Below are 12,222 nucleotides of genomic sequence, written 5' to 3'. Positions count from 1 at the left end.
TGTGGGGTTGCTTGGGATATCAATCGATGGGGGCTGATCTGAGCGGAAGAACCACGATGGCGTCGTTTGGGATCAGACGCGTATGACCCTTCCCCGGAAGTGCCAAAAGGCACATCAAGGAAAGCAGGAAGTCATCCTTCGGGTTGGCGAGTGGGCTCTGCCGGGCCTGGTTGACGTGACGCTCCAACTCTTTGCGTCCAATCAATCGGAAGCTGGGGTCGGTCGGCAGGACCGTTGTCACGATTTTCTCTAGACCTTGGATCAACGTCGTGCGCCATTGCGCAGTCATCCGTGCTGCAAACTCCAAGATGCGCACCAAGCGTTCATCCGGCGCTGCCGCAGGTCGCGTGACCACCTGGCAGAGCACGATAACGCTCACGTCCAGAGGCCGACCTTCGTGCCAAGCACGGCGGACGACCGGTGTAAGCTGATTAGCGCATGCGTTGGTCGCCATGCCAATGTCGGCATAAACGTCGAATACGGCAAACCCGGGGGCATCCACACACGCCCCGGGACACCCTGATTGTCTCCGAGGGACGGGCAGGGGCAAGTTGGGGCTCAAAATCTCCTACCGCGACGCCTCTTTAGATAGAGCTTTTCCGTTCCAACTTGCGCCCAAATACTTGTCAAAATGTCCGGTGGGGTCACTTTCATTTGCGCTGTCGTCTCGACTGGGTAGTGTGAACGGGTGGGTTGTGGAGGTCACCTATGTCACGCTTCTGGATTGTTGCGCTGTCGCTTCTGTCGAATATTCTTGGCCTCGCGCTGCCGCTGTCGCTCATCCAGGTCTACGATCGCATCATTCCGAACCAGGCGCTCGGCACCGCGGCGGTGCTGTTTTCAGCGGTCCTGATCGCACTCTTGCTGGATGGTCTCGCGCGTTTCGCGCGGTCTGCGATCTTTGCGCGCATTGGCAGCGCGGAAGAACATCGCCTGTCGCTTCGCGTCGCCAGACATGTCCTTGCGATGCCGCGCGAAGAGTTCCGTCGCATGGGCGCCGGGCGGATCGATGGTCTTTTCGCCACCGTTGCACGCTCGCGCGAGGTTCTCGAGGGGCGGACCCTCATGGGGCTGTTCGACGCGCCCTTTGCACTCGCCTTTCTTGCCCTCGTTTGGTTTCTGGGCGGGGCGGTGGTGTTTGCGCCGCTTGCGGTGATCGGCGTCATCGGCGTGCTGGCCTTTCGCGCCGCATATCGCAACAGGCAGGCCGTGGCTGATCGGTTCGCGGCACACTCTCTGCGGACGTCACTGCTGACGGCGGCGTTCGCGCGCATTGAGCTGCTGCGCACGCAGGGCTTGCCGGGACGACTCATGGCCGGTCTTCGTCAGACCGCCAGGGCCGAGGCCGCGGCAACCGAACGCTCCGAGCGCCAGACCGGGCGGCTCACCGACCTCACGCAGATTTCCAGCTTGGCAACGGCGGTGTTGGTGCTTGGTCTTGGGGCCGTGAAAGTGCTTGAGGGGAACATGACCGTCGGCGCTCTGGCGGCTTGCCTGATCCTTGGCCAGCGCGCCGTCGCGGGGCTGGTCGGGTTGCTTGCCGGGCTGGCGCGCCGCCAGACGGCCGCCACGGCGCATCGGGTGCTGCAGGAGGTGATGGCCGAGACCGTCTCAGTCTCCCCGCCTGCAATCGACGAAGCGGCCTCGGATGCGCCGCTTGGCCTGTCCTGGGTCGGGCCAGAGGAGCGTCGGATCGAAGTCGCTGCGGGCGAGGTGGCGGTCGTGACATTTCCGAGCTTCGACGAGGCGGATGCGGCCTTCGTCGCCTTCTACGATGCGCTGCGCGAGGCGCAGCAGGACGGGATCGATCCGTTCTCACTGAATGTCGCTGGGATCGATCGGGCGGTGCCGCAAGCGCACGCATCCCGGATCGCCATGGTGAGAGCGATGCCGAGCCTGTTTCGCGGTACGATTCTGGGCAACATAACAGGCTTCGATCCGTCGCGGACCACCATCGCCATGGAGATGAGCGAAGCGCTCGGCTTGCAGCGGCCTTTGGGGCGACTTGCCAAAGGGTACCAGACAGAGGTCGGCACCCGGCTTGCTGCGCCGTTGTCGAGCGGTGCCATCAAGCGGATCGGTCTGGTTCGTGCCTTCGCCGGGGCACCCGGGCTGGTGGTCCTGAACCATCCCACCTATGCCCTCGACAGGGACGGCGTCGACCGGCTCCTTGCCTTTCTGCGGCAGGTTTCGGCCCGCACCACGGTTCTCATTCTAACGCGCGAGGGCGTGCTTGACGGGCAGGAACTTTCGCCAGGTGATGCCGACGGCTCTCCAGCACCCGCGCAGGTGGCGGCATGAACGTCGCAAGCGGAACCGCGGCAGCGGATGCCCTGATGACGGAGGCAGGGCAGCAGGCTCGGCCTGAGCACTCCGGCCGACGTCACAGCGCGCTCGAGCATCTGCTGTCGGAGGTGCTGGGCCGCTTGGGATGGCAGCGGGACCCCGCGGTGTTCGATAGCGCCCTGCCACCGCAGGGTGCGCTGGACACGCTCGATGACGCTTCGATGCTTCTGAACGGCCTCTGCCTGCCGAGCGAGGTTGGCAGCGCGCCGCCGCGCACCTGGCTGGATGGCGGCGATGGGGCGGTGGTGGCGCTCTGCGGGGAGGAAGCGGTCGCCATGGCGCGGATCAACGGGCAGGAGATCACCCTCGCCAGTTTTGAGGCCCCTCAATCGGACATTCGCAAGGTGCTCGGCGATGCAGGGCGCGTGCTGTTTATCTACCGGTCACCGGAGCCGGACCGCGATCGCATCACGCGCGACGTCCTCTTGCGCCGCCTGCGCCACGGGCTCCGGACAGGGCTGGTGCTTTCCTTCTTCATCCATGTGGTCGCGCTGCTCGTGCCGCTGTTCACTATGGCCGTTTTCGATCGGGTACTCGGCGTGGGGGCGGCTGGTTCGCTGCTGCCGGTCCTCTCGGGGGCGGCCCTCGCCGTAGCCTGTGTGGCATTGCTACGCCTGGTGCGCGCGCGCTATCTCGCCGCCCAGCACGCCAGACTCGCCACGCTCGCCGGTGCCGCCGCCGAGGCCCGGCTGCTGAGCTTGCCGTTGCGGGCGGTGCTTGCGCAGTCCAGAGAGAGCATTGAGACACGCATCACGGCGGCGCGGCGAGGCGCGGATGTCTTTGCATCGTCTAATACGGCAGCCGTATTTGACGCGCCCTTCGTGCTGTTGTCGATTGTCATGATCGGGCTGCTCGGCGGCATCCTCGTGTTGGTCCCGGCGCTCTATCTGCTGCTCATGATGGGGGTGGCCCTGCTGGTCTCGCGCGACCGTTCCGGCGCTGATCCGATGCTGGCGCAGGCTGGCAGGGAGCGCGCTGCCATGCTGCACGAGGTCGGGGTAAAGGCTCCGGAGATCATGGAAAACCGGCTTGGCGCCGTCTGGCTGGGTCGGCTGGCGGAACAGGCCGCGCATGCGGCCCGTGGGAGCTACACGCGCGGGCTGCGCTCGGCTGGCATTATGGCGCTGGGAGCGATCCTCGGCACCGGTGCCGCGCTGGCGACACTGGCTGTTGGTGTCTGGCTTGCCATCGGCGGCACGATTACCTCGGGCGCCCTCGTGGCGACCATGTTGCTGACCTGGCGGATCACCGGCCCGGCGCAGGCGCTCTTCATCGCGCTGCCGCGTCTGCGAGCCATTCGTCTGGCCCTGCGCTCGCTGGAGACGCCGGTCGCGAGCGAGCTTGAGAGCGCCGCACCGGTGGCCCTTCAGCCGGTGCCGCGCCGCGCGCCACAGATCGACGTGAAGGGCGCTTATTTTCGCTATGATGCCGAGACTGAGCCGGCGCTGAACAACGTGTCGTTCAGCGTCTCGCCGGGAAGCGTCAACGTGATCATCGGTGCCAACGGCGCCGGAAAGACCACGCTTCTACGGCTGCTCTCGGGTGGCCTCGCTCCGCAATCGGGGCAGGTGCTGCTCGATGGTGTCACGCTGCGCCAATACGACCCCGCAGAGATTGCGCTGGCCTCCTTGATCCTGCCGGCGCTGGCCGAGCGCGGATCGGGAGCCGGGGTGCCTTGGGCATTGTCAGAGGCCGGCACGTGGTCTCCGCGCGCCACCATCGATGCGGTTCTGGCCGGGGAGCTTGCGCCGCCGGACCGCCCCGCGCCCACGCGGTGCGATCCGGTGCTGGTTCTGCTGGACGATCCGACCGGCTGTGCAGATCGCGCCGAGCGGGACTCGTTCCTGGCATTCCTGCGCGGCGTCCGTGGTCATGCCACGGTCTTCTTTTCCACCCATGATCTCTCGCTGGTTCCCGCCGCAGACAACGCAATCTACCTCGACGACGGGCTGCTGCGTCACTTCGGCCCCGCCGGTCGCGGCGAGGGCAACGAACAGGGGGCTGCCTGACAGCATGGCAAATCGAGCCGAAATCCCGCCGCTCGAGCGGTTTGAACTGAACGACGCGCCGGTGGCGCGGCTGGCCCGGATCGCCAGCCTTGCGGTGCTCGGTTGCCTCATCCTGCTGCTGGGCTGGATGATAATCACCCCGGTGGATGAAGTCGTGCGGGCGCGCGGCGCGGTGGAGCCCGAAAGCTCCACCCAGCGTCTGCAAAGCGAATTTGGCGGCGCTGTTGGGGCGGTTCACGTGGCGCTCGGAGAGCAAGTCGAGGCGGGGCAGCTCATCGTCGAGTTCGATGCGGCGGAACTCTTGTCGCAATTGCGCGAGGCGCGCAGCCAGGCGTTCGGGCTGGCGCTGGAGAGCGAGCGGCTGACCGCGCTTGTCGAGGGCAGAATGCCAGATTTCGGTCCGGTCCGGACGCGCGCGGTCGAGCCTGATTTCCCCTCGCTTCCTCAGGTTCCCAGTGCGCGTGAATTGGGTCTGCCTGCCAACGATGTGGACGACGCGATCGCACGAGAGATGGCAGTCTTCGAGGCCCGGAAGGACTACCTGGACAATGCGCGAACCCTCGTGCAGCAGCAGATCATTTCGGCCAGCGCCGAGCTTGACGCAATTGCCTCGGAACGCCCGGCGGTGGAGCGGCAGCGCGCCGCGGCAAACGAACGCGTCAGCATGCTCGAGGGCCTTCAGCAGCGGGGACTGGCGCCACAGGCCGATCTCGTCGAGTCGATCCAGATCGAGGCGGACTACGACTTCCAGCTCGCCGAGCTGACCGGGCGCGCCGCGGTCCTGCAAGCCCGCATGGCGGAGCTCGAACAGCGCCTTGCCGAGGTCGACGTAGGCGAAGCCGACACCGCCAGCGCCCGGATCGCCGAGGTCAACAGCGACCTTTTCGAGGTGGCGGAGCGCATCGCGCGGCTGATCCGGCGCCTTGCTCAAACCGAGTTCAGAACCCCGGTGGCGGGCATCGTCCAAAGCCTGCCGGAGACCGTGGTCGGCCGCTTCATCGAGGCGGGCGGTCTGGTGGCCGAGATCGTGCCCCGCGACGTGTCGCTGCGCTTCGAGGGCGCGATCACGCCGCGCGACGTTGGCTTCGTGACGGTTGGACAGCCGGTGAGACTCAAGATCGACGCTTTCGATTTCAGCCGGTTCGGGGCGCTCGAGGGGCGGGTCTCCGAGGTCTCTCCGACCACGGTGACCGATGACCACGGGGCGTCTCATTATGAGGTGCTGATCGAGCTGCCGCGGTCCTTCTTCGGGGACGATCCTCAGCGCTTCGCCCTGCTGCCGGGCATGACGGGCGAGGCCGATATCACCACCGGCAGCAAGACCGTCTTTGCGTATCTGTGGAAGCCGGTCTTCACCAACCTCGATCTTGCGCTGACCGAGCGATAGGGGGACGACGACATGACCGGATCATCGCCCGAGGACGACAAGCCCGCCACTGGTCTTCTGCACCGGCTTTGGTCGCGTCTGGCCGGAACGCCGGAGGACGCGAGGGACCCCCGGCATGGTCAATCCGAAGAGGCTTTTGGCTGGCGTGACGAGACCAGGGTGCCCGATGCTGCGGGCGGCGAGGGCGAGACGGCGCCCCATGGGCCGCCGGACCTTGGTCCACCGGACCAAGACCGCACGCAGGGGGTAGGCGGCCTGCAGCCGGGCCTGCCCGACGACGTTCCCGAGGGTCCGACCCGCGATCCCCATCTACCGCCGCCGGTCACGCCTCAGCCAGAGCCGCGTCCGACCGTTCCTTTCCTTCCGCCCAATGACCCACGGCTGCCTCCGCATGTCACTCAAGACCCGGTGCTGCAGCCAGTGGATCAAGGGACACCCACGCCGGGGCCTCATCCGACCCCGCAAGGCACTCCACTGCCGGAGCCTCAACCGGTGGAGCAAGGGACGCCGACGCCGGGACCTCAACCGACCCCGCAGGGCACGCCGCTGCCGGGGCCTCAACCGGTGGATCAAGGGACCCCCACGCCGGGCCCTCAGCCGACCCCGCAGGGCACGCCGCTGCCGGAGCCGCAGCTGGTGGATCAGGGGACACCCACGCCAGGTCCTCAGCCGACCCCGCAGGGCACCCCATTGCCGGAGCCGCAGCCGGTGGATCGGGGGACGCCGACGCCTGGGCCACAGCCGGTCCAACAGGGCACGCCGCTGCCGGAGCCGCAACCGGTGGATCAAGGGACGCCGACGCCGGGACCTCAACCGACCCCGCAGGGCACGCCGCTGTCAGAGCCGCAGCCGCTGGATCAAGGGACCCCCACGCCGGGCCCTCAGCCGACCCCGCAGGGCACGCCGCTGCCGGAGCCACAACGGGTGGATCAAGGGACGCCGACGCCCGGGCCGCAGCCAGTCTCACAGGGCGCCCCGGAACCACGGCCTCAGCCGGTGGAGCAGGGAGCCCCTACGCCGGGGCCACAGCCGACCTCGCAGGGCACGCCGCTGCCGGAGCCACAACCGGTGGATCAAGGCACACCCACGTCGGGCTCACAGCTGACCCCGCAGGGCACGCCGCTGTCAGAGCCGCTGCCGGTGGATCAGGGGACCCCCACGCCGGGCCCTCAGCCGGTACCACAGGGCACTCCGCTGCCGGAGCCGCAGCCGGTGGATCAAGGCGCACCCACGCCGGGCCCTCAACCGACCCCGCAGGGCACTCCACTGCCGGAGCCACAACCGGTGGCTCAAGGCACACCCACGCCGGGCCCTCAGCCGACCCCGCAGGGCACGCCGGTGTCAGAGCCGCAGCCGCTGGATCAAGGGACACCCACGCCAGGTCCTCAGCCGACCCCGCAGGGCACCCCATTGCCGGAGCCGCAGCCGCTGGATCAAGGGACGCCGACGCCGGGGCCGCAGCCAGTCTCACAGGGCGCCCCGGAACCACAGCCTCAGCCGGTGGAGCAGGGAGCCCCTACGCCGGGGCCACAGCCGACCTCGCAGGGCACTCCCCTGCCAGAGCCTCAACCGGTGGATCAAGGGACGCCGACGCCCGGGCCACAACCGACCCCGCAGGGCACGCCGCTGCCGGAGCCGCAGCCGGTGGATCAAGGGACGCCCACGCCACAGATAGATCATCCTGCCGTGATTGGCGGGCAAGACGCAGGTCAGGTGACCGAGGACAAGGACGTTGTTCAGGGCATGCTCACGACCGGAGGTCAGCTGTCGCTCCAAGACCCCGACCCCGGGCAGGCGGCCTTCGTGCCAATTTTCGGCCAAGCCGGCAGCTACGGCAGCTTCACCCTGCTGCGCGACGGCTCATGGACATATCAGGCGGAGAACGCGCTCGCGCAGATCCAGCAGCTTGGCTCCGGAGATATCCTGTTTGATACGGTCACCGTGACCAGTCTCGACGGGACGCCCCACGACATCACAGTCACCATACTGGGCACCGATGATGCGCCAGTCGTGACCGGCGGGACAGGCACCGTCAGTGAGCTTCCCCCGAATGTCGATGCGTTGATCGGTGGACTTACGGATGCTGGAAACCCGGAGCTCGGCCAACATTTGGAACAGGTGCCGCCACAGGTGCAGTCGGCGGTCGCACAGGAGGTGCTCTGGCAGATCCAGCAGAACCCGAAGGCCTTCGGCATCCCGCCTGGGCAGGCCATGCATCTGGCGGACCTTGACCCAAAATTTGTCGCCCGATGGTCAGATACAATCAACGATATTGTCCTGCATAAGCTGATGGACATGGGCTATCATCCGTCCATGGGGCAGGGGCTGATCACCGTCCAGAGCCTGCCTTTCTCGGACTCGGACAGGTCAACACCCCAGCCTGCGGCAGCAGAGACCATTGAGATCACGGGGCAACTCACGATCAGCGATCCCGATCTCGGCGATAACGGGTTCCGGGCGGATCAGATCGTCGGTCACTACGGCACGCTCGAGATCGCCGCCAATGGGCAGTGGCGCTACGTCGCGCTGGAAAACCAAGACGCGATCCAAGCGCTTGGCCCCGATCACCGTCTGACCGACCTCATCGAGGTCGAGACAATCGACGGCCATCGGAGCGTGGTGACGATCACCATCGAAGGTGCGATCGACACGCCGACCCTGTCCGTGCAGACGCTCGCGGCGGGGCAGACGGCTGCGGAAACCGTCACCGCCGGGATCGCGGAGCTAACCATCGACGCCATCGAGGATCAGCCCATTTCGCTCAACCTCTCGGGACATATCCGCGATACCGACTCGAACGAGACGCTGGCGCTCACCCTGTCGGGCTTGCCGCCCGGGGCACAGGTGGCCAATGCGACACGAAACGCGGACGGAACCTGGAGCGTCTCTGTGCAAGCGCGCGGGCAGGTCGAGGTGACGCCGCCGCCGGACTTCAATGGCAGAATGGACATCCTCATCGAGGCAACCGCCGAGGCCGGGGGGGAGGTGGCGCGCAGCGATCTGCTGCTGCATGTGGACGTTGGACCGGAGAACGATGCTGCCCTCATCACCGGTACCGACAGCGGCAGCGTGACCGAAGATCTGGACGTCATCCAGGGCGCTCTGATCACGTTCGGCGTGTTGGACATCACGGATCCAGACGCTGGTGAGGCCACCTTCGTGCCGCACACGGACATCCGCGGCAGCTACGGCAGCTTCGCGCTGGCTGCGGATGGGCGCTGGACCTACAGTGCGTTGAACAGTCAGGCCGCGATACAGGCGCTCGGCGTGGGCGATAGGCTGACAGACAGCGTCACGATCAGCAGCGTCGACGGCACGACGCACGACTTAACTGTGACGATTCAGGGCAGCAACGATGGCCCCGTTCTGACAGCCGACCCCCTAGAGGCATATGAAGACGGGCCGGTCGTAACCGGACATTTGACCGGATCGGACATCGACGTCGGCAAGACCCTCGCTTACCGCCTTGAAGGCGCGGCGCCGGCCGGATTTGCCTTGTTGCCGGATGGGGCCTGGCGTTTTGATCCGTCGGATGCGGCCTACCAGTCGCTTGGTGAGGGCGATCATCTGCTCTTGAAGATCCCTGTCAGCGTGACCGACGATCAGGGCGCGCAGGCGTCCGCAACGCTCGAAATCACGGTCGTTGGGCAGAACGATCAGCCCGTCGTGTCAAGGGCGGTAACATTGCCTGAAGGGTATGAGGACAGTCTGCGGATCATAACCGCGACACAGCTGCTGGCGTTGATGCAGGACCCAGACGCAGGTGATGGACTGCATATCGTAGGCACTCCGACCGCGGATCATGGGACAGTGACGCCCAATGTCGACGGCTCCTGGACCTTCCAGCCCGACGCGGATTACGCCGGCCCGGTGACCTTCACCTTCGAGGGTGCCGACACCCATGGGGCTGTGGTTTCGGCGACCGCCGTCATGGACCTGAAACCTGTCGGTGACCCTGCGGTCATTGCGGGCGCGGATAAAGGCGCCGTGACCGAGGACATGGTGCCAACCGCTACCGGTCAGTTGACCGTGCTCGACCCGGATGCCGGGGAGGCGACGTTTAATCCGGTGTCCGGGGACACAGGCTCCGGCGGCTATGGTCGGTTCTTCATGGAGGAAACGGGGCAGTGGCGCTACGAGCTGGATAACCACTTGTCGGAGGTGCAGGCGCTGGTGCCCGGCCGAACGCTCGAGGACCGGCTTACCGTCACCAGCACTGACGGCACCACGCATGATCTTGCCGTGACCATTTCGGGAACGGGGGATGTTCCGGTCATCACCGGCATCGACAGAGGTAGCGTGACCGAAGACCTCGACGTGATCCAGGGCTCACTGATCACGTATGGCAATCTGGACATCGCGGATCCGGACAGCGGCGAGGCCGCCTTCGTGCCGCAAACCGATATTGCAGGAACGTATGGCAGCTTCGCGCTGGCTGCGGATGGCCGCTGGACCTACAGTGCGCTGAACGGTCAGGACGCTATCCAGGCGCTCGGCTTGGGCGAGAGCCTGACCGACAGCGTCACCATCACCAGCGTCGACGGTACGCCTCACGCGCTGACCGTGACGATCGTGGGCAGCAACATGGGGCCGGTGGCCACGCCTGGAGATCTGGGAGCCACCGCAGAGGACGTGCCGCGCACCTTCACCGCCGCCGAGTTGTTGCAGGCCACGAACGCCAGCGATCCGGACGGGGATTCATTGTCCATCGCGGGCGTGAGTGTCGATGCCGCACATGGAGTCGTCACGGATAATGGCAATGGCACCTTCACCTTCACCCCGGCTCCGGATTTCGCGCAGGACGCAGTGCCGTTAAACGTCACGATCAGCGACGGCTCAGAGCAGGTGGCCGTGCCCGCCCTGATCGACGTCACACAGGTGACCGACGGCACTGCACCACGGCTGGTGCTTTCCGCGCAGCAGGAGGTGATCAACACCGGCCCGTCGAGCGAGTTGGGCCGCATCGAGATCGATCAGGTGCAAGGCTCTGCCGTGCGCGAGTTCACCATCGAGTTCACGGTTGTCGCCGACCCGGTCCCCGACACCAAGAACTATCAGGGCCCCGTCGTGTTCAACATGGGCTCCCCAAGCGATCCGATCCCGAACAACCAGAACAACTTCCTGACGCTGTGGAACCCCGGCAACCTCAGGGTTGGCGGGGCGAATGACCATATCACCGGCATCAATCTCGGCGACGGAGACAGCCACCGCATTACGCTGACATGGGACAGCCAGTCGGGCGATCTGAACCTTTATGACAACGGAGTGCTGCACGCCACGATGGGCGACTATCACCGGGGCGAGACGATGCCCGATGATCTCTACCTGGTCGTCGGCGGCAAGGTGCAGCACGTGAACAGCGACAACCCGGTCTTCTACCCGCACGAACATTACGAGGGCGATATCTTCAATCTCGCCATGGCCGATCACAAGCTGGACGACGGGCAGGTCGCAGCGGGGCCGTTGGCGTCCCAGGTGGACGTCGGCGAGGGGCTGCTGGTAGATGTGCGCAGCGTCGGCGGGCAGATCATCGACGCGGCGGGGGTTCACGACCTGTCCGAGTTCGGCGGACTCAGCACCCGTGCCATTGCAGTCGACACGGGCCTTGCCGTTCCGCCACCGGGCGCGATGTTGCAGCTTGAGATCGATCCGGGCGCACCGACCGATCCCGATGATCGCGTCACCGGCGTCGTGGTGTCGGGCTTTCTTGCCGGGACGGTGGTGAGCGACGGGATGACCTCCGTCACGGTGAACGGACCGACGCAGCAGATCGACCTCGCGGGATGGGCGACCGATGCCATGACGGCGCAGCTGCCGCCGGGGGACAACAGCGATTTTCAGGTGTCGCTGCAGGTCGAGAGCACCGGGCCGGATGGCTCGGTCGTCGTGACCACGCTGGACGAACCCGTCGCGATGGATCCGGGCCCGACCACGCCTGCTCCGGCGCCGGGTGCCGAAACAATTTTCGACGATGCGCCGGATACTGCGACAGCGTCGGAGGAGATCCCCGACCTTGCAGAGCAAGAAACGCCGTCTGTGGACGCAGATGATGCGGAGCCGCACGCGGCGTCATACGGGGGCGACGTGACGGTTCCGGAAGCAGAGGGCCAGGTTGATATTTCCTCCTTGTCAGGGGAGCCGGATGCGCCGGAGGCTCCTGTGGTCTCGCCGCAACCGGCTGACCCATACCTCAGCGCGATAGTGGGCAGCGCTCCGCCGGAGGCCGCGCCGACCGACCCCTTGCCCGATGCGACCGCGGATCCCTACGCAGAGGCTCTTGGCATTCCAGCAGGCGATGGTTTCCTCCCAGACGGGGTGGATGGCGCCCGGCTGGTCGCGCTCGACGAGGGGTCAGGATCAGCCTTTGATGAGACTCCCACGCCGGACCCCGGAACCTCATCTGCCGAGGACGTGATCGATACCGATCCATCCGATCCGCCGCAGGACGACCATCAGGGATGAGACAGCGCCTGCCTTCCT

At 66.3% G+C, this 12,222-nt stretch carries 5 protein-coding genes; 4 read left to right on the top strand and 1 reads right to left on the bottom strand.

What is annotated here, in order from left to right:
* Window positions 1-19 precede the first annotated feature (19 nt).
* On the bottom strand, window positions 20-454 hold the full coding sequence (locus tag G0D83_RS31860) for a hypothetical protein (RefSeq protein ID WP_203595036.1): 435 nt from the start codon (window positions 452-454) through the stop codon (window positions 20-22).
* Window positions 455-708: 254 nt separating this feature from the next.
* On the opposite strand from G0D83_RS31860, the gene G0D83_RS08955 reads away from it, so the two are divergent.
* The 4 genes from G0D83_RS08955 to G0D83_RS08940 all read left to right on the top strand — a co-directional run bounded on the left by G0D83_RS08955 (window position 709) and on the right by G0D83_RS08940 (window position 12,204).
* Window positions 709-2,301, top strand: a complete 1,593-nt coding sequence (locus G0D83_RS08955; protein ID WP_164192232.1) for an ABC transporter transmembrane domain-containing protein — start codon at window positions 709-711, stop codon at window positions 2,299-2,301.
* On the top strand, window positions 2,298-4,355 hold the full coding sequence (locus G0D83_RS08950; protein WP_164192229.1) for an ATP-binding cassette domain-containing protein: 2,058 nt from the start codon (window positions 2,298-2,300) through the stop codon (window positions 4,353-4,355). The genes G0D83_RS08955 and G0D83_RS08950 overlap by 4 nt, the downstream gene beginning before the upstream one ends.
* Before the next feature lie 4 nt (window positions 4,356-4,359).
* Window positions 4,360-5,742 (top strand): HlyD family type I secretion periplasmic adaptor subunit, encoded by a 1,383-nt coding sequence (locus tag G0D83_RS08945; RefSeq protein WP_164192226.1) that lies wholly within the window; start codon window positions 4,360-4,362, stop codon window positions 5,740-5,742.
* 1,713 nt (window positions 5,743-7,455) lie between these two features.
* Window positions 7,456-12,204: a VCBS domain-containing protein gene (locus tag G0D83_RS08940; RefSeq protein ID WP_164192223.1), complete on the top strand. Its 4,749-nt coding sequence runs from the start codon at window positions 7,456-7,458 to the stop codon at window positions 12,202-12,204.
* Window positions 12,205-12,222: the final 18 nt, after the last annotated feature.

It is taken from the genome of Salipiger sp. PrR003, assembly GCF_010500785.1.
Classification (GTDB): domain Bacteria; phylum Pseudomonadota; class Alphaproteobacteria; order Rhodobacterales; family Rhodobacteraceae; genus Salipiger; species Salipiger pacificus_A.
Note: the sequence above shows the minus strand (reverse complement) of the source record. Positions and strands in the feature narration are given on the sequence as shown.

Coding starts and splice junctions, on each gene's coding strand:
- G0D83_RS31860 (WP_203595036.1), bottom strand. CDS start 454: ATGGCGACCAACGCATGCGCTAATCAGCTTACACCGGTCGTCCGCCGT.
- G0D83_RS08955 (WP_164192232.1), top strand. CDS start 709: ATGTCACGCTTCTGGATTGTTGCGCTGTCGCTTCTGTCGAATATTCTT.
- G0D83_RS08950 (WP_164192229.1), top strand. CDS start 2,298: ATGAACGTCGCAAGCGGAACCGCGGCAGCGGATGCCCTGATGACGGAG.
- G0D83_RS08945 (WP_164192226.1), top strand. CDS start 4,360: ATGGCAAATCGAGCCGAAATCCCGCCGCTCGAGCGGTTTGAACTGAAC.